Raw genomic sequence first — 16,954 nt, forward strand, 5'->3', positions numbered from 1 at the left:
CCCGGAGCGGGGAACAATCGCGAAGATCGAAAGCTTGGTTTAGCAGGACTAAGCGATTCGCGGAGGTGGCCGGGTGGACTTCAGGGAGGTCGAGTGCTTCATCGTGCTCAGCGAGGAGCTGCACTTCGCCAGGACCGCCGAGCGGCTGCTGCTCTCGCCGGGCCGGGTCAGCCAGTTGCTGCGCTCGCTTGAGGTCCGGATCGGCGCCCGGCTGTTCGACCGGACCAGCAGGAGTGTGCGGCTTACCCCGATCGGCACGAGTTTCCTGGCCGAGCTGCGGCCTGCCTATGACGCGATCCAGGGGGCGGTCGGGCGGGCGCGGGCCGCGGCGCGCAGCGTGGAGGGCATTCTGCGGGTCGGCTTCCTCGGCACGCCCATCCCCGCCATGGTGGCCACCGTCGACATCTTCCAGCGGCGGTATCCCGAGTGCGAGGTCGAGCTGGTCGAGGTGCCGCTCGCCGATCCGTACACCGCCCTGCGGCGCGGCGAGATCGACGTGGTGTTCAGCCTGCTGCCCGCGGAGGAGCCGGACCTGGAGTCGGGACCCGGCCTGAACAAGGAGGAGCTGCGGCTCGGCATGTCCCTGCGGCACCCGCTCGCCACCCGCGCCTCCATCCACGCCGAGGAACTGGCGAGCCTGCCGCTCATCGGCCTGTCAGGACCGGCGCCGAAGCGGTACGGCGAGCTCCTCGCCCCCACGCTCACCCCCGCCGGGCGGCCCATCCCGTCCGCGGGCACCGTGCACACCTCCCAGGAGGGCCTGACGCTGGTCGCGCTGAACCGCGGCACGATGCTGTTCTGCGCGCCGTCGGCGGCCTACCAGGGCCGCAGCGACGTCGTCTTCGTCCCCGTCCACGGCCTGCCCGACTCGGTGCTGGGACTCGTCTGGCGCAAAGGCGGGCAGACCGCGCGGGTACGGGCTTTCAGCCGCGCGGCCACCCGGCACGCCGAGGCAGGTGTACGGCTCCGCCCGGAGGGTAACCTAGGAATTCCCGCCTGATCGTGCGACATTTCCGTTATGGGCAAAGATGTGCCAGCCGTCGCGTTCAGCCGGGAGGACCGCCGGATATATCGGGATAAAGTCCGGCAGTGCCTGGATGTATTCGCGCGGATGCTGCGCGAGTCCCGCTTCGATTTCGACCGCCCGCTCGCCGGACTGGAAATCGAGCTCAACATCGTCGACGAGCGCGGCGAAGCCGCCATGCGCAACGCCGAAGTACTCGCCGCCATCGCCGAACCCGACTGGGCCACCGAACTGGGCCAGTTCAACATCGAGATCAACGTCACTCCCCATGCGATCGACGGCGACGGTGCCGCCCGCCTGGAGGAGGCCGTCCGCGCCCGGCTCAACCACGCCGAGGAACGCGCCCGCTCGGTAGGCGCCCACCTGGTCCTGATCGGCATCCTGCCCACCCTGCGCGAGGAGGACATCGGCGAGGGCACACTGTCCGCCAACGCCCGCTACAAGCTGCTCAACGAGCAGATCTTCGCCGCCAGAGGCGAGGACCTGCACCTGTGCATCGACGGAGTCCAGCGTCTGGACACCCACGCCGACAGCGTCGCCCCCGAAGCCGCCTGCACCAGCGTCCAACTCCACCTCCAGGTCAGCCCCGAGACGTTCGCCGCCCACTGGAACGCGGCCCAGGTGATCGCCGGAGCGCAGGTCGCGGTCGCCGCGAACTCGCCGTACCTGTTCGGCAGAGAACTGCACCGGGAGACCCGGATCGCCCTGTTCGAACAGGCCACCGACACCCGCCCGACCGAACTCAAGGCCCAAGGGGTACGGCCCCGCGTCTGGTTCGGTGAACGCTGGATCACCAGCGTCTTTGACCTGTTCGAGGAGAACGTCCGCTACTACCCCTCCCTGCTGCCGGTGTGCGAAGAGGAAGACCCGCGCGAGGTGCTCGACCGCGGCGAGATCCCCGAACTGGCCGAACTGACCCTGCACAACGGCACCATCTACCGCTGGAACCGGCCCGTGTACGCCGTCGTCGACGGCACCCCGCACCTGCGCGTGGAGAACCGGGTCCTGCCCGCGGGCCCGACGGTCGTGGACGCCGCCGCCAACGCGGCCTTCTACTACGGCCTCATGCGCGTCCTGCCGTACGCCGAGCGCCCGCTCTGGAGCCAGATGTCGTTCGCCGCGGCCGAGGACAACCTCACCAGCGCCGCCAAGTACGGCATCGACGCCCGGCTGTACTGGCCAGGCGTGGGCGAGGTGCCCGCCGCCGAACTGATCCTGCGCCGCCTGCTGCCCGCCGCCCACGAAGGTCTGGCACTGTGGGGCGTCGACCAGGCGGTCGCCGACCGGCTGCTGGGCGTCATCGAGGGCCGCTGCCTCACCGGACGCACGGGTGCGACCTGGCAGGTGGAAAAGGTCCACGCCCTCGGCGGCGACCGCCACGAGGCCCTCCGCCGGATGACCCTCGACTACATCACCCACATGCACACCAACGAGCCCGTCCACACCTGGGACATCTAACGGCTAAAGGGTGCGATTCGGAATTATTGGGATTGTTGGATTTGGCAAGACCAGGTTCTTCAAGGCCTAATGGCGACTTTTGGTCGAATCATGGAACACGGTTAGCCTTATCTTGGTATCAGGAATCTCTAAAGGCCCGCTTTCACTGCCCGGTGCCGTGCTCGGAAGTTCGTCCAGGCCAGGATCGCGCCTGCGACCATGAGGAGCGCCGCAAGGCCCCCTGACAGCCACCGACGAGTCGGGCACCGGGAGTCATTTGCTCCATAGCCATCCCCGAGAAAAGCGCTTCCGCACGTCAGCACACTGTGACCGTCCCAGCCCCATGGGTTCTGGAAGAAGAAGCCGATGGCAGAGCCGCTGACCACCATGAGGACGCCGAGCACCCACCAGGCCCTGACCATAGCCAGCCACGTTAGATCAGCGGACGAGATGTGGCCAGTAGGTGATCCCCGCGGCGTGTGGATGGGCTTGATGCTCCAGTAAGGGGAGGTGCCAGGGTGAGGGCATGGATGGGGACATGCTCTGCTCGATCGGTGATCTGGCCCGGAGGACCGGGCTGACGGTGAAGGCCATTCGGTTCTACTCCGATCGAGGGATCGTGCCGCCGACCGACCGTAGCCCGGCTGGTCATCGCCTGTACGGCATCGACGCCGTCGCACGGCTGGAACTCGTGCGGACGCTGCGCGACCTGGGACTGGACCTTCCCACCATCCGGAAGGTCGTGGACCGGGAGATCTCGCTCTCCGAGGTCGCTGCGGCGCATGCCGAAGCGCTGGCGGTGCAGATCCGCACGCTTCGGCTGCGGCGCGCGGTGCTGACGGCGGTGGCCAAGCGCGGGTCCACCCCTGAGGAGATGGATCTCATGCACAAGCTGGCCAAGCTCTCCGAGGACGAGCGCGGACGTCTGATCGGCGATTTCCTCGACACCGCCTTCGGCGGCCTGGACGACAACGCCGGATTCCTGGGGATCAGGCGCTCGATGACCCCCGAACTGCCCGACAACCCCGAGGCCGAGCAGGTCGAGGCGTGGGTGGAGTTGGCCGAGCTGTCCCAGGACCCGGATTTTCGTGCCGGTATGCGGCGCACGGCTGAGCACCATGCGGCCGAGCGTGCCCAGGGCGACACCACGCGTCTGCGTCGTGACTCTGCCGCGATGGTCCGTGACCAGGTCGGCCCGGCCCTGGCGGCCGGCATCGACCCGGTCTCGCCCCAGGCGGATCCGGTCGTCGCGGCGGTCACGGCTCAGTACGCGGACGTCTTCGGCCGTCCTGACGACGTCGACCTTCGGCGTCGGCTGCTGGCCCGGCTGGAGAGCGCGAACGACCCCCGCAGGGAGCGATACCTCCGGCTGCTCGCGGTGATCAACGGCTGGCTGGCCCCGGAAAGCCTGGCACCGGTGTTCGACTGGTTCACCCAGGCCCTGCGCGCCCGGCTACCGGGGTAGCGGCCTGCCGAAGCGCTAACCCAGGCCCGCGTCGCGGGCGCGGATGATGGCCTGGGCGCGGTCGGCCACGTGCAGTTTCATGAAGATGTTGGACACGTGGTTGCGGATGGTCTTGGCGCTGAGGAACAGGATGCCGGCGATCTCCTGGTTGTTGCGGCCCTGCGCGATCAGCTCCAGGACTTCGCGCTCCCGGTCGGTCAGCTCGGGGAAGGCCGTCTTGGCCGGTTCGTTCATGCCCGCGAAGAAGCTCAGCACCCGCGTGGCGATGCCGGGCCCGTAGATCGCCTCGCCCGCCGCCACCGCCTGCACCGCGCGCGAGATCTCCTCCACGCCCGACTCCTTCAGCAGGTAGCCGCGCGCGCCCGCCCTGATCGCGGCGAACACCGAGTCGTCGTCCTGGAACATGGTCAGCACCAGCACCCCGATCCGCGGGCTCACCCGGGTGATCGTCCTGGTCGCGTCGACGCCGTTGCCGCCCGGCATGTGCAGGTCCATCACCACCACGTCGGGTTGCAGCTCCGCGGCGAGCCGTACCGCCTCGGCTCCGTCGGCGGCCTCGCCGACGACCTCCATGTCCAGGGCGGAGAGCAGCCCGCGCAGCCCGGACCGGAAGACTGGATGGTCGTCGGTGATCAGCACGCGAATCATGAGGTGTCCTCCAGGGGGAGCGTGGCCGTGACGATCGTGCCACCGCCGGGGCGCGGCCGCACCACGCAGGTGCCACCCAGTTCGGCCGCGCGCTCGCGCATCGAGCGCAGCCCGGCCCCGGCGACCGCGCCGGGCGCCATGCCGACGCCGTCGTCGGTCACGCGGAGCACCAGGTCGCCGTCCCGGTCGAGGGTGACGAGCGCGCTGGCCGCGCGGGCGTGGCGGCGCACGTTGAGCAGCGCCTCCTGCGCGATGCGGTACGCGGCCACCTCGACGGCGGCGGGCAGCTCACCCAGGTCCCCGGCGCGCACGTCGGCCCGCGCCCCCGGTTTCCCGGTTTGCCGCCGCGCAGGCCCGGTCGGGTTCCCGGCGCGCGGCTCCCGCTGTTCGGCCAGTGTCCGGATGGCTTCCACCAGGCCGAACTCGTCGAGGGAGGGCGGGCGCAGGCCGTACACCAGTTCCCTGATGTCGCCAATCGCGGTGGACAGGCGTTCGCGGACGTCGGCGAGCAGTGGCGCGACCGCGCCGGGGTTCTTGCGGAGCGTGATGGCCGCCGTGTCGAGCGACATGCCGAGGCCGGCCAGCGTGGGCGCGAGGCCGTCGTGCAGGTCGCGGCGCAGGCGGCGGCGCTCGTCCTCGCGGCCGGTCAGGATGCGCCGACGTGATCGCTGCAGGTCGCCGTTCAGCCGTACGGCCTGCGCCACGTCCGCCACGTGGCACAGCAGCACGCCGACCAGCCTGTCCTCGCCCGGCCGGGGCGGCCCGGCCAGCAGCAGCCGGCCGACCGGTTCGCCGTGCCGGAGCAGCGGCAGCGGGTGTGGCCGCAGGCCCAGCTCGCCGTTGACCACCAGGCGCTCGCCGACCTCGACCGCCGCGCCGCGCTGCCGCAGCGCCTCCTTGACCGCTTCGGCGGCGGTGGCCAGCGCCTCGTCGGGGCAAGCCCGGACCGAGCGGGTGTTTTGCCGGGGGGTGAGCATGCGGTCGACGCGGTGCCGTACCGGCTGGAAGAGGGCGCCCACCGCGAGGGCTCCCGCGAACCCTGAGGCGGGACCGGGCAGCAGCGCGTTCACGGCTGTGACGAGTGTGAAGTAGACGGCGCCGAGCGCGGCGGCGAGCACCGCGTACACGGCGGTGCGGTTGGTCAGCAGGCCGACGTCGAAGGGCCGGTGGCGGCGGATCACCGTGCCGGCCCGCGTAGGACGGCCGACGGGGTGCCGCGCCAGGCCATGTTCACGTACCCGCCGAGCCATCCCCAGGCCGGCAGCGTGACCCGCTCCTGTGGAGCCGGGGCGTCCGTCCACCCGGTGGCGGCCTGTACGAGAGGCAGCACGGGTGTGACGATCAATGAGAGGCCCACGGCCTTCCTGACGAACATGAGTCAAGAGTGCCTTCGTGAACGCCTCCCGTCTTGAGGCGGTTGTCCCGGTTGCCCCGGGACGTTTGCCGGGCAGGATGAAGGTGTGCCCCCGCGAATCCTGGCTCTGCTGCTCGTCCTCCTGCTCGCGGCCTGCGGCGTGACCGAGGAGTCGCCACCGGCTGGGGAGGTTCGCGGCGACACCTTCGACGAGGATGTCCAGCTCGCCCAGACGCATACCGAGGACTACTGGCGGCGGCAGTTCGCCGGGCTTGACCGGGAGTATCGTCCGGTGACCCGGTTCGTGCCGTACTCGGGGGCGGACGGGCCTGCCTGCGGCGGGCAGCCGGCCGTGCCGGACAACGCCTTCTACTGCCCGGCCGGGCACTTCATCGCCTATGACCGGGGCTGGATGGAGGCCCTCTGGAATGAGATGGGCGACGGATCCGTCTATGTGATCATTCCCCATGAGATCGGGCATGCCGTACAGGCTCAGCTCGGCACCGTCTTCGAGCTCAACGTGCAGCAGGAGCTCCAGGCCGACTGCTACGCCGGGGCCGCGCTCGGCGCGATGGTGAAGGCGGGCGAGCTTCAGGCCGAGGCCGACGACGACACCGAACTGCTGCTCAATCTGGCCGCGGCGGGGGACCCGTCCGACGACTGGTTCAACCCGCAGGCGCACGGCACGGCCGGGCAGCGCCAGCAGTCCTTCGCCGCCGGTTACACCAACGGAGCGGGCTCCTGCTGAGACCGTACGCCAGGGAGCGTATGCCGATGTCCGTCGCGAGACGGATGCGGGTGACAGGGCGCGCGGTCTAGCGTATGGGCCATGCCACAGGGGAACGTCCGTGAGATCGGATGGCTCCGGCGGGGGGCCTGCCGGAAGAGCGATCCCGACCTCTTCTTTCCGCCCGCGCCCTCTCCGGCGCAGGAGGCGCAGGCCAAGGCCGTGTGCGCCGGATGCCAGGTGTTGACGGAGTGCCGCGCGTTCGCGGTGCGCAACGGGGAGTCGGAGGGGATCTGGGGCGGTCTGACACCGCTCGAACGCCGCCGCCTGCGCTTCCCCGAGGGCTGGCGCAGACCCGCGGCCTCCTGACCGTTCCCGCCGCGTCCGGCCCGCCGGGGTGGCGGGCCGCCTCGCGTAGTCTGCGGGAGTGCTGGCCAGATCGCTCGCCGTCCTCGTCACGGCCAACGTCCTGAACAACCGCCTCGCCCCCAGGCTGGCGCCGATCACCTCGGCCGTCGCGACCGGCGCGCTCGTCGCCATGGCCCGCAGGTCGGGGCTGACCTGGCAGGAGCTCGGCTTCACCCGCGGCGCGACGGGGGCGAAGGTAGGCGGCGCGCTCGCGCTCGCCGTCGCCGCCGTCTACACCGCCGGGATCGCGCTGCCGCGCACCCGCCCGCTCTTCCACGACGAGCGCGCACTCTCCCTGTCCCGCGTCCGCGCCCTGGAGGAGGCCCTGCTCCAGGTGCCGCTCGGCACGGTCCTGCTGGAGGAGGTCGGCTTCAGGGGCGCGCTGTACGGCATGCTCCGCCGTACCCACGGGACCGCGGCGGCCGTCGCCGTCTCCTCGGGGCTGTTCGGGCTCTGGCACATCCTGCCCGCCGTCGACATGGCCCGCGCCAACCCCGCCCTCGGCGCGCTGACCGCCGGGGAGTCGCCCCGGCGTCTCGACACCGCCCGGGTGATCGCGGGCAGCGTGGTCTCCACGGCCGTCGCGGGCACCTTCTTCTGCGAACTGCGCCGCAGAGGCGGCCTGCTGGCCCCGTCCCTGCTGCACCTGGCCACCAACTCCCTGGGCTACCTGTTCGCCAGAATCGCCCCCGCCGCAGCGGTCACCGCTCCGCCCGGAAGCTCCCCCGGGCGACCAGCTCGACCGTGACCAGGACGGCGACCGCCTCGGCCGCCAGCAGGGCGACCAGCACGACGAGCTGAACGATCCCCGCCTCCAGCGGCTCGGCCCCGCCCAGCAGCATGCCGACGAACGCGCCGGGCAGCGTGACCAGGCCGACCGTCCTGGTCTGGTCGAGGGCGGGAACGAGGGCCTGGGCGGCGGCGGGGCGGCACACCTCCAGGGCCGCGTCCCGGTCGAGGAAGCCGAGCGCCAGCGCCGCCTCCACCTCGCCCTTGCGCACCCGCAGCTCGTCGACCGCCCGCCGCCCGGCCAGCGCGGTCGCGGTCAGGCAGCCGCCGAGCAGGATCCCGGCGATCGGGATGATCACTACCCCCTGGGCGGGGGCGACGCCGCTGCCGAACAGCAGGGCGAGGACCGGGAACGTGCCCGCCGCGACGGGGAGGGCGGCGGGCCACGGGTGGGTGCGGGAGATCCTGCGACCGGCGGTGAAGCTCGCCACGCCGTACATCACCAGCAGGAACGCGCCGACTCCCGCTGGTACGCCGACCACCCAGGCGATCACCAGCGAGACCGCGCCGAGCTGGAGGGCGGCTCGCAGGCACGCCCCGAGGATCGCCCGCGCGTGCCCGAGCCGCCCCGCCCACGCCACCGTGGCACCCGCGGCCACGAGCAGCCCGACGACCACGGCCAGCGCGGGGGTGACCTTGAGAAGTGAACCCATGGGACAGAAGCATGACCGTGCCCGGCGACCTGGAGCGTCTTTGACCCGGAACAGGCGCTCCCCGGTCAGGCCGTGGGGACGACCTGGAAGGCCTCGGCGTAGCGGCCCTCGGGGAGGCCCGCGGCGGTGGCCAGGCCGGTGGAGTGGGCGCGGACCGAGTTCTCGAAGCCCTCGACATGTCCGATCTGGCTGGCGTGGGACTGCAGTGCGGTGATCTTGCGGTCCATGGCTGCGGTGATGTCGACCCAGTGGTCGGGCGTCATGGAGCCGTTCAGCCACACCTCGCGTACGGTCCACGCCTCCAGGCCCTCCTCGCGCAGCAGCTCGGGGAAGGCATAGGGGTTGCGGGCGTCGGGGTAGACGGCGTCCAGGGCGGCGCCGCCGACCGCGCGGTGGTCGGGGTGGCTGGGCGCGATGAACTTGTAGTTGCGCTCCGGCGTGTGGGTGATCACGAGGTCGGGGCGTACCTGGCGGATCACCCGGGCGATGTCGCGGCGCAGCTCCAGGGAGGGGACGACGGTGCCGTCGGTGTACCCGAGGAAGCGCACGTCGGTCACGCCCACGGCCTTGGCCGCGGCGGCCTGCTCGGTCTTGCGCAGCTCGGCCATGCCGGTGTTGTCGAGAGCGCGGTCGTTGCCGCCCGCGTCGCCCGCCGTGGCCAGCAGATACGTCACCTCGACGCCCCGGTCCACGAACAGGGCCACGGTCCCCGCCGAGCCGAAGTCCGCGTCATCCGGGTGCGCGGTCACGACGAGTACCCGGGTGATCTCATCCTCGGCCAGCATGTGTGCTCCCATTTGATCGCGAAAAATCCGAACATTGAGGGCAACCTTGCGGGGTGGTGCCCGCATTCCGCCCGCCGTACCGGAATGACGGCGCGATTGTCGGCGGGCCCCCGTAACCTAGGGACGTGCCCACCCAAGTCTCTGTTGACCACCCTTTGCTCGACGGCCTCAACCCGCAGCAGCGCGAGGCCGTGATCCATCACGGCAGCCCCCTGCTCATCGTCGCGGGAGCGGGGTCCGGCAAGACTCGGGTGCTCACCCATCGCATCGCCTACCTGCTGGCCGAGCGGGAGGTGCATCCGGGGGAGATCCTCGCGATCACCTTCACCAACAAGGCCGCGCGGGAGATGAAGGAGCGCGTCGACAGGCTCATCGGCCCCAGGTCGAAGGCCATGTGGGTGATGACGTTCCACAGCGCGTGCATGCGCATCCTGCGGCGCGAGGCCAAGCGGCTGGGCTTCCCCTCCAGCTTCTCCATCTACGACCAGGCGGACTCCCAGCGGCTGATGGCCATGGTCTGCCGGGAGATGGAGCTCGACCCCAAGCGCTACCCGCCGAGGTCGTTCTCGGCGCAGGTGAGCAACTTCAAGAACGAGCTGATCGACTACGAGACCGCGGTCGAGCGGGCCGGGTCGCACCTGGAGCGCACGCTCGCCGAGGCCTACAAGAGCTACCAGTTGAAGCTCACCCAGGCCGGCGCGATGGACTTCGACGACATCATCATGAACACGGTGACGCTGTTCCAGCTCTTCCCCGACGTCGCCGAGCACTACCGCCTGCGCTTCAGGCACGTCATGGTCGACGAGTACCAGGACACCAACCACGCCCAGTACATCCTGATCAGGGAGCTGGTCGGCCGCCCCGAGCTGCGTACGAGCGACGGCGAGCTGGTGCGGTCGGGCGCCGACCAGTCCGAGCTGTGCGTGGTGGGCGACGCCGACCAGTCGATCTACGCCTTCCGGGGCGCGACGATCCGCAACATCCTGGAGTTCGAGCGCGACTACCCGGACGCCCGGACGATCCTGCTGGAGCAGAACTACCGCTCGACGCAGACGATCCTGACCGCCGCCAACGCGGTCATCGCGCGCAACGAGTCGCGCAAGCCGAAGAACCTCTGGTCCGACCAGGGGGACGGGGCCAAGATCGTCGGTTATGTGGCCGACAACGAGCACGACGAGGCGATGTTCGTCGCGCAGGAGGTCGACCGGCTGACCGACGAGGAGGACGTCAAGCCGGGCGACGTGGCGGTGTTCTACCGGACCAACGCCGCTTCGCGGGTGTTCGAGGAGATCTTCATCCGCACCGGCCTGCCGTACAAGGTCGTCGGCGGGGTGCGCTTCTACGAGCGCAAGGAGGTCCGCGACCTGCTGGCCTACCTGCGGCTGCTGGCCAACCCGGGTGACGTGGTGTCGCTGCGGCGCATCCTGAACGTGCCCAAGCGCGGCATCGGCGATCGGGCCGAGGCGATGGTCGAGGCGCTCGCCTCCCGCGAGCGGATCCCGTTCTGGGAGGCGCTCCGAAGGGCCGACGAGGCGTACGGCATGGCGACGCGCTCGCTGAACTCGATCAAGGAGTTCGTGGCGCTGATCGAGGGGCTGCTGGCCAAGGTCGACGGGGTGCCGCCGTCCGCGCTGGCCGAGGAGGTGCTGGTGGCCACCGGCTACCGCGCCGAGCTGGAGGCGTCGGAGGACCCGCAGGACGAGAGCCGCCTGGAGAACCTCAACGAGCTGATCTCGGTCGCCTCGGAGTTCGAGGAGGCCAACCCCGAGGGCACCCTGGTGGAGTTCCTGGAGCAGGTGTCGCTGGTGGCCGACGCCGACCAGATCCCCGAGGAGGACGGCGGGCAGGGCGTGGTCACGCTGATGACCCTGCACACGGCCAAGGGGCTGGAGTTCCCCGTGGTGTTCCTGACCGCGATGGAGGACGGCGTCTTCCCGCACGTCCGGTCGTTGGGCGAGCCCAAGGAACTGGAGGAGGAGCGCCGCCTGGCCTACGTCGGCATCACCCGCGCCGAGAAGCGCCTCTACCTCACGCGGGCGGCGGTGCGCAGTTCGTGGGGTTCGCCGTCGTTCAACCCGGCCTCCAGGTTCGTCTCCGAGGTGCCCGGCAACCTGGTCGACTGGCGCACCGACCCGGAGAAGTCGGCGTGGAGCGCGGCGACGACCCGCAAGGAGCCGTCGCCGGTCCGCAAGAGCTCGGACAAGCCGATGCCGTCCCTGGCGCCGGGCGACAGGGTCAGCCACGACGCCTTCGGCCTCGGCACGGTGGTGTCGGTGGACGGCGTCGCGGAGAAGACCAAGGTCAAGATCGACTTCGGCAGCGGCGGCGAGAAGACGCTGCTACTGCGCTACGCGCCGGTGGAGAAGCTCTAGGCGCGCCTTGCCCTGGCTGGGCGGCTTCTAGTCGCCCAGGGAGACCTTGCCCTCGTCGGAGATCAGGGCGCTGCTCACCTGGTTCGACGGGGGAGCCTTGACGGAGACGCGGGAGCCCCAGCCGGTGAAGGTGGTCTCGCCGGTCACGGTGAGGCCCTCCCACATCGGGACGAAGCCCTCACCAGGGAAGGACGTGGTCAGCTTGCGGGGCAGGCCATCCTTGCCGAGGCTCAGCCGCCAGGTGATGGCGGTCGAGTCGTCCGCCCTGAAGACCATGTTGTCCTGGAACGTGGGCGAGACCGCCGCCAGCTCCTCGAAAGTGATCGAGCCCCGGTAGCCGTCCTTGTCCCGCTTCGCCTTGGCCATCAGCGCCTTCAGCGTGGGGAGTTCGGCGACGTTCACGGGCTGGCCGAGCATGCCGCCCGCGTCGTCCTGCTTCCCGTCCTTCTTGCGGTACCACGGCTTGCCCTTCGGCAGGTCGTCGGCGTGGAAGGCGTCCTTGACGTAGACGACCGAGCCGATGCGGATCGTCCGCTCGGGCTTGAAGAGCGGCTTCTTCCCCAGGCCCTTGGCGCTGATGTCCGAGCGGACGATCCGGTCCCCGTCGAACCGGAACACGCCCGTACGCTTCTGCAGCGGCTCACTCTTCCCCTTGGCGACCAGCCCGGTACGTTCGGCGAACCGCACCCCCTTGCCCTGGGCGTACTGCTTCTTCAACGCCCTGACCGGATCGGCGGCAGCCGCCTGCGCCGGAACGGCCGCGACGAGCAGCGCGGCGACGCCCGCGATACCCGCGATCATGTGCTTCATTTACGGCATCCTCGTGGTTGTCGAACACTCGGTGGAAGAACAGATCCGCCTCATCGAAGGGGGACGGCGCCACTTCGCCCAGGCGCGCGTCCCACAGGCCCTTCGCCGCGAAGCGGGCGCGCGTGCCGCGGGTACGGCACGCGCGCGGGGTACCGCTAGCCGTCCTGCTTGGTGCTGACCTGGGCGGCGGGCGGGGCCTTGATCGGGGCGGCTGTCACCAGGACGGCCACCCCCACCAGGGCCGTGAGCAGGCGTCTCATCGGCCGGTGCCGCTGAGGAAGGGAACCTCGGGAACGGCGCCGTCCTCGGTGCTGAGCTTGGTCGTCACCTGGTCGGCGGGCGGGGCCTGGATGGCGGCCTTGGCGCCCCAGCCGGTGTAGCGGGTGTCGATGACGACGCTCACGCGGGACTTGCCCACGCCGAGGGCGGTCCCGTCGTAGGAGACCGTCAGGCGCTGGGGAAGGCTGCGGCCGTCGACGCCCAGCTTCCAGGTGATCTTGGCCTTGGCGGTCTTCACCGTCAGCTTGGCCGGCCAGGACGCGCGGAACCAGGGCGAGACCTTGTTCAGCGCGCCGATGGTGATCGTGCCGCTGTAGGCGCCGCGCGACGGCTTGGCCGTGGCGAGCAGCGCCTTGAGCGTGCCCGGCTCGGTGATGTTGACGATCTGGCTGATCGAGCCGGTCATGCCCATGCCCAGACCGTCCGGGCCGCCCGTGGTCTTGAGCCAGGTCTTGCCCTCGGGCAGGAACTCGCCGACGAGGCCGCCGGAGATGTACGAGGTGTTCTTGATCCGGATCACGTGTTCGGGCTTGGCCAGCCCGGACATGCCCTCGGGGGCGTCCTCGGGGATGTCGCTGGCGTTGATGGCCAGCTTGCCGGTGATGTCCGCGGCGACCGGTCCCGAGGGGGCGAGCTGGAGGGTGCCGGTGCGCCTGCCGTACACCAGGCTGTGGCCGCCTTCGTTGATCTTCGTGACGTCGGTGAACGTCACGCCCTTGCCGGCGACGAGCTGCCTCTTCAGGGCCTTGGCCGGGTCGGTGGGGGCCGCCGCGTGGGCGGGGGTGGCGGTGAGCAGCGCGGCGGCCGTGGTGAGGGCCAGACCGGCGAGAGTTCGCTTCACAGGGAGTCCTTCTTCATTGGAGGGGGAAGAAGGATCTTGCCGCACCATGATCACATAGGCGTCTCGGGGAGCCGCGACTCCCGGGGAGAGTGTGTGGACGTTCTGTGCAGACGTCCCCGTACGGCGGGCAGCCGTACGGGGACCGCGGGGGCTCTAGTCCCTGGAGCCGTTCAGGTTGAGCAGGTCGGGCACCTCGGGAGCGTTCTCGCCGAGTTCCTTGGCGTCGATGACCTGGTCCGCGGGGGGAGCCACGACGGAGACCTTGGCGCCCCAGCCGGAGTAGCGGGTGTCGGTGGTCGTCGCCATCGTGCCGAGCAGGCCGAAGTTCAGCGTCAGCTTGCTGACCACGCGGGTGATGAGCTGCTTGCCGTTCACCGTGATCTGGTACTCGACCTTGATCTTGCCGAGCTTGCCCTTGACCGCCGTGCCGCTGGTGGCCTTGGTGAGGTCCTTGACCGAGATGGCGCCCTTGTAGACGCCGCCCTTGCTGCTCTTGGCACCCTTGAGCAGGGTCTTCAGCAGCGGCTTGTTGAAGATGTCGATGACCTGGCTGCTACCCGCGCCGGCCTCGGGGGCGTACTCGACGCTCACCCACTTCTTGCCCTCGGGCAGGTCCTGGGAGAACGCGCCGCCCTTGGCGTACGTCTTGCCCTTGACGGTGATGTAGCGCGTCGGGCTGAAGAGCGCGGCCAGCGACTCCGTGCCCTCCTCGTCGGAGGCCACGATCTTCTTGGTGGCGCCGTCCAGCTTCACCCTGCGGGTGATGTCGGAGGCGACGACCCCGGACTTGCCGAACTGCAGCACGCCGGTCATCCGGCTCACCGCGCCGGTGTCCTGGCCGTCGGAGGTCATCCGGGTGGTCTCGGAGACCTTCACCCCGCGCCCCTCGACGAACTGCTTCTGCAACGCGCCGACCGGGTCGGCGGGTGCGGCATATGCGAAAGCGGGGGTGGCCACGACGACCGCGGAAGCGGTCAGTGTGGCGGCGATCCAGCGCCTCATGTCCTATGTGCCCCTTCGTCAGATGTATCGGGCATCTTGTCAAGTGGAGATCACCAACAGATCACACGTGGCGTCCGGACGAGATCACGAAGAGGACAATCGGGTATTTTGTCGCACATCTATGTGGCTGGCAAGGGATAACCGCGACCCAGTGACCTGGGCAGGTCAAGCTTCGGGCTAGGCTTCACTGGCGGAAATCGCCCGGAACACGGGGTGGCCCGGGCCCGGCCGCCGACAGAAGAAGATCAGCCGGACAAGCAAGGACGGACCCTCGTGGACCTGTTCGAACATCAGGCGAAGGAGCTCTTCGCGGACTACGGCATCCCGGTGCCGCGCGGCATTGTCGCGCACACCGTGGAGGAGGCGCGAGCGGCAGCCGAGCAGCTGACCGGCCGCGTAGTCGTCAAGGCCCAGGTCAAGACCGGAGGTCGCGGCAAGGCCGGTGGCGTGAAGGTGGCCGACGACGCCGCCGACGCCGTCGAGAAGGCCACGGCCATCCTGGGCATGGACATCAAGGGCCACACGGTGCACAAGGTGCTCGTGGAGGAGGCCAGCGCGATCGCGGAGGAGTACTACTTCTCCTTCCTGCTCGACCGCGCCAACCGCACCTTCCTCGCCATCTGCTCCGCCGCGGGCGGCATGGAGATCGAAGAGGTCGCGCACACCTCGCCGGAGAAGGTGGCCAAGGTGCCGGTCTCGGCGCTCACCGGCGTGGACCGCGCCAAGGCCCGGGAGATCGCGCAGGCCGGCGGCCTGCCCGAGGCCGCGCTCGACGGCGCCGCCGAGATCATCGAGAAGGTGTGGTGCGTCTTCGTCGACGAGGACGCCACCCTGGTCGAGGTCAACCCGATGATCCTGACCCAGGACGGTCAGGTCAAGGCGCTCGACGGCAAGGTCACCCTCGACGACAACGCGACCTTCCGCCAGGCGGACCACGCGAAGTTCGAGGACAAGTCCGCCGAGGACCCGCTGGAGGCCGCGGCCAAGGCCAAGGACCTCAACTACGTCAAGCTCGACGGCAACGTCGGCATCATCGGCAACGGCGCGGGCCTGGTCATGTCCACCCTCGACGTGGTCGCCTACGCGGGCGAGGCCTTCCCCGGCAAGCCCAAGCCGGCCAACTTCCTGGACATCGGCGGCGGCGCCTCGGCCGAGGTCATGGCCGCGGGCCTGGAGATCATCATCTCCGACCCGGCCGTGAAGTCGATCTTCGTGAACGTCTTCGGCGGCATCACCGCCTGCGACGCGGTCGCCAACGGCATCGTCTCCGCCTTCAAGCTGCTGGAGCAGCGCGGCGAGGCGGTCACCCGGCCGCTGGTCGTGCGCCTCGACGGCAACAACGCCCTCCTCGGGCGAAAGATCCTGGCCGACGCGGCGCTCAGCGGCGTCGAGCTGGTCGACACAATGGACGACGCGGCCAAGCGCGCCGCCGAGCTCGCTGCGGTAGGTGCGTAATGGCAATCTGGCTGACCGAGAACAGCAGGATCATCGTCCAGGGCATGACCGGCGGTGAGGGCACCAAGCACACCCGCCGCATGCTCGCCTCCGGCGCCCGCGTCGTGGGCGGCGTCAACGCCCGCAAGGCCGGTGCCACGCACGAGGGCCTCCCGGTCTTCGGCACGGTCAAGGAGGCCATGGAGCAGACGCGCGCCGACGTGTCGGTCGTCTTCGTGCCCCCGGCCTTCACCAAGGACGCGGTCAAGGAGGCCATCGACGCCGAGATCCCGCTCTGCGTGGTCATCACCGAGGGCGTCCCGGTCCACGACACCACCGAGTTCTGGGCGTACGCGATCGCCAAGGGCGGCAAGACCCGCGTGATCGGGCCCAACTGCCCCGGCATCGCCTCGCCCGGCGCGTCCAACGCCGGCATCATCCCCGCCGACATCACCACCGCGGGCCGCATCGGCCTGGTGTCGAAGTCGGGCACGCTGACGTACCAGCTCATGTACGAGCTGCGTGACTTCGGCTTCTCCACCGCGGTGGGCATCGGCGGCGACCCGGTCATCGGCACCACGCACATCGACGCGCTGCAGGCCTTCCAGGAGGACCCGGCGACCGACGCGATCGTGATGATCGGCGAGATCGGCGGCGACGCCGAGGAGCGCGCGGCGGCGTACATCGAGGAGCACGTGACCAAGCCGGTCGTGGCCTATGTCGCGGGCTTCACCGCTCCCGAGGGCAAGACGATGGGCCACGCCGGCGCCATCGTGTCCGGCTCCGCGGGCACGGCGCAGGCCAAGAAGGAGGCCCTGGAGAAGGTCGGCGTCCGCGTCGGCAAGACCCCTTCCGAGACGGCCCGCCTGATGCGCGAGATCATGCAGTCCCGCTGAACCCCCGCACGTCCCCGAGAGCCGCCGGAT

General features: G+C 70.1%; 17 protein-coding genes. 9 read left to right on the plus strand and 8 right to left on the minus strand.

The genetic code is table 11. The features are described 5' to 3' along the window. Window positions 1-73 precede the first annotated feature (73 nt). The 3 genes from ABZ911_RS00990 to ABZ911_RS01000 all read left to right on the plus strand — a co-directional run bounded on the left by ABZ911_RS00990 (window position 74) and on the right by ABZ911_RS01000 (window position 3,926). A complete protein-coding gene (locus ABZ911_RS00990) occupies window positions 74-1,000 on the plus strand; it encodes a LysR family transcriptional regulator (RefSeq protein ID WP_358049985.1) in 927 nt (308 codons plus the stop codon). Window positions 1,001-1,111: 111 nt separating this feature from the next. Beyond that, window positions 1,112-2,482, plus strand: coding sequence for a glutamate--cysteine ligase (locus ABZ911_RS00995; protein ID WP_358049987.1), 1,371 nt, complete (start codon window positions 1,112-1,114; stop codon window positions 2,480-2,482). Between the two features lie 505 nt (window positions 2,483-2,987). Next, window positions 2,988-3,926: a MerR family transcriptional regulator gene (locus ABZ911_RS01000; RefSeq protein ID WP_358049990.1), complete on the plus strand. Its 939-nt coding sequence runs from the start codon at window positions 2,988-2,990 to the stop codon at window positions 3,924-3,926. Between the two features lie 15 nt (window positions 3,927-3,941). Here the strand turns inward: ABZ911_RS01000 and ABZ911_RS01005 are convergent, their stop codons facing one another. Genes ABZ911_RS01005 through ABZ911_RS01015 form a run of 3 tightly spaced genes read right to left on the minus strand, consistent with a single transcriptional unit; the run spans window position 3,942 to window position 5,949 of the window. Next, complete coding sequence (locus ABZ911_RS01005; RefSeq protein ID WP_358049993.1) at window positions 3,942-4,574, minus strand: response regulator transcription factor; 633 nt, start codon at window positions 4,572-4,574, stop codon at window positions 3,942-3,944. Continuing rightward, on the minus strand, window positions 4,571-5,755 hold the full coding sequence (locus ABZ911_RS01010) for a sensor histidine kinase (RefSeq protein WP_358049996.1): 1,185 nt from the start codon (window positions 5,753-5,755) through the stop codon (window positions 4,571-4,573). The genes ABZ911_RS01005 and ABZ911_RS01010 overlap by 4 nt, the downstream gene beginning before the upstream one ends. Then, the gene (locus ABZ911_RS01015; protein WP_358049999.1) at window positions 5,752-5,949 is read right to left on the minus strand and encodes a hypothetical protein; all 198 of its coding nucleotides are present in this window, start codon (window positions 5,947-5,949) and stop codon (window positions 5,752-5,754) included. Before ABZ911_RS01015 ends, ABZ911_RS01010 begins: the two co-directional genes overlap by 4 nt. Window positions 5,950-6,034: 85 nt before the next feature. Between ABZ911_RS01015 and ABZ911_RS01020 the strand changes: the two genes are divergently transcribed. From ABZ911_RS01020 to ABZ911_RS01030, 3 genes are all read left to right on the plus strand, one after another. After that, complete coding sequence (locus tag ABZ911_RS01020) at window positions 6,035-6,676, plus strand: neutral zinc metallopeptidase (protein ID WP_358050002.1); 642 nt, start codon at window positions 6,035-6,037, stop codon at window positions 6,674-6,676. A gap of 81 nt (window positions 6,677-6,757) precedes the next feature. Beyond that, window positions 6,758-7,024: a WhiB family transcriptional regulator gene (locus tag ABZ911_RS01025; RefSeq protein ID WP_358050005.1), complete on the plus strand. Its 267-nt coding sequence runs from the start codon at window positions 6,758-6,760 to the stop codon at window positions 7,022-7,024. A gap of 58 nt (window positions 7,025-7,082) precedes the next feature. Further along, entirely contained in the window at window positions 7,083-7,811 is a 729-nt protein-coding gene (locus tag ABZ911_RS01030) for a CPBP family intramembrane glutamic endopeptidase (protein ID WP_358050008.1), read from the plus strand. Here ABZ911_RS01030 and ABZ911_RS01035 read toward each other — a convergent pair. Next, window positions 7,765-8,505: an ABC transporter permease gene (locus tag ABZ911_RS01035; RefSeq protein WP_358050011.1), complete on the minus strand. Its 741-nt coding sequence runs from the start codon at window positions 8,503-8,505 to the stop codon at window positions 7,765-7,767. The genes ABZ911_RS01030 and ABZ911_RS01035 overlap by 47 nt on opposite strands. Before the next feature lie 65 nt (window positions 8,506-8,570). After that, complete coding sequence (locus ABZ911_RS01040; protein ID WP_358050014.1) at window positions 8,571-9,290, minus strand: PIG-L deacetylase family protein; 720 nt, start codon at window positions 9,288-9,290, stop codon at window positions 8,571-8,573. 155 nt (window positions 9,291-9,445) lie between these two features. Between ABZ911_RS01040 and pcrA the strand changes: the two genes are divergently transcribed. Continuing rightward, entirely contained in the window at window positions 9,446-11,662 is a 2,217-nt protein-coding gene (gene pcrA, locus ABZ911_RS01045; protein WP_358051421.1) for a DNA helicase PcrA, read from the plus strand. A 27-nt stretch (window positions 11,663-11,689) separates the two neighbouring features. Here pcrA and ABZ911_RS01050 read toward each other — a convergent pair whose 3' ends face one another. The 3 genes from ABZ911_RS01050 to ABZ911_RS01060 all read right to left on the minus strand — a co-directional run bounded on the left by ABZ911_RS01050 (window position 11,690) and on the right by ABZ911_RS01060 (window position 14,594). After that, a complete protein-coding gene (locus ABZ911_RS01050) occupies window positions 11,690-12,472 on the minus strand; it encodes a hypothetical protein (protein ID WP_358050017.1) in 783 nt (260 codons plus the stop codon). Between the two features lie 256 nt (window positions 12,473-12,728). Beyond that, entirely contained in the window at window positions 12,729-13,592 is an 864-nt protein-coding gene (locus ABZ911_RS01055) for a hypothetical protein (protein ID WP_358050020.1), read from the minus strand. Between the two features lie 153 nt (window positions 13,593-13,745). Further along, window positions 13,746-14,594, minus strand: coding sequence for a hypothetical protein (locus tag ABZ911_RS01060; RefSeq protein WP_358050023.1), 849 nt, complete (start codon window positions 14,592-14,594; stop codon window positions 13,746-13,748). Between the two features lie 273 nt (window positions 14,595-14,867). Between ABZ911_RS01060 and sucC the strand changes: the two genes are divergently transcribed. Both sucC and sucD read left to right on the plus strand, forming a co-directional pair. After that, a complete protein-coding gene (sucC, locus tag ABZ911_RS01065; protein WP_358050025.1) occupies window positions 14,868-16,049 on the plus strand; it encodes an ADP-forming succinate--CoA ligase subunit beta in 1,182 nt (393 codons plus the stop codon). Next, window positions 16,049-16,924: a succinate--CoA ligase subunit alpha gene (sucD, locus tag ABZ911_RS01070; RefSeq protein WP_358050028.1), complete on the plus strand. Its 876-nt coding sequence runs from the start codon at window positions 16,049-16,051 to the stop codon at window positions 16,922-16,924. Before sucC ends, sucD begins: the two co-directional genes overlap by 1 nt. Window positions 16,925-16,954: the final 30 nt, after the last annotated feature.

Origin of the sequence: Nonomuraea sp. NPDC046570, from assembly GCF_040645915.1 — a bacterium.
In the GTDB taxonomy this organism is placed as follows: Bacteria; Actinomycetota; Actinomycetes; order Streptosporangiales; family Streptosporangiaceae; genus Nonomuraea.

What these genes read in the sequence shown, in the direction of transcription:
- ABZ911_RS00995 (WP_358049987.1), top strand. Translation starts at nt 1,112, where the DNA reads ATGCTGCGCGAGTCCCGCTTCGATTTCGACCGCCCGCTCGCCGGACTG.
- ABZ911_RS01000 (WP_358049990.1), top strand. Translation starts at nt 2,988, where the DNA reads ATGGATGGGGACATGCTCTGCTCGATCGGTGATCTGGCCCGGAGGACC.
- ABZ911_RS01005 (WP_358049993.1), bottom strand. Translation starts at nt 4,574, where the DNA reads ATGATTCGCGTGCTGATCACCGACGACCATCCAGTCTTCCGGTCCGGG.
- ABZ911_RS01015 (WP_358049999.1), bottom strand. Translation starts at nt 5,949, where the DNA reads ATGTTCGTCAGGAAGGCCGTGGGCCTCTCATTGATCGTCACACCCGTG.
- ABZ911_RS01025 (WP_358050005.1), top strand. Translation starts at nt 6,758, where the DNA reads ATGCCACAGGGGAACGTCCGTGAGATCGGATGGCTCCGGCGGGGGGCC.
- ABZ911_RS01035 (WP_358050011.1), bottom strand. Translation starts at nt 8,505, where the DNA reads ATGGGTTCACTTCTCAAGGTCACCCCCGCGCTGGCCGTGGTCGTCGGG.
- ABZ911_RS01040 (WP_358050014.1), bottom strand. Translation starts at nt 9,290, where the DNA reads ATGCTGGCCGAGGATGAGATCACCCGGGTACTCGTCGTGACCGCGCAC.
- ABZ911_RS01050 (WP_358050017.1), bottom strand. Translation starts at nt 12,472, where the DNA reads ATGAAGCACATGATCGCGGGTATCGCGGGCGTCGCCGCGCTGCTCGTC.
- ABZ911_RS01060 (WP_358050023.1), bottom strand. Translation starts at nt 14,594, where the DNA reads ATGAGGCGCTGGATCGCCGCCACACTGACCGCTTCCGCGGTCGTCGTG.
- sucD (WP_358050028.1), top strand. Translation starts at nt 16,049, where the DNA reads ATGGCAATCTGGCTGACCGAGAACAGCAGGATCATCGTCCAGGGCATG.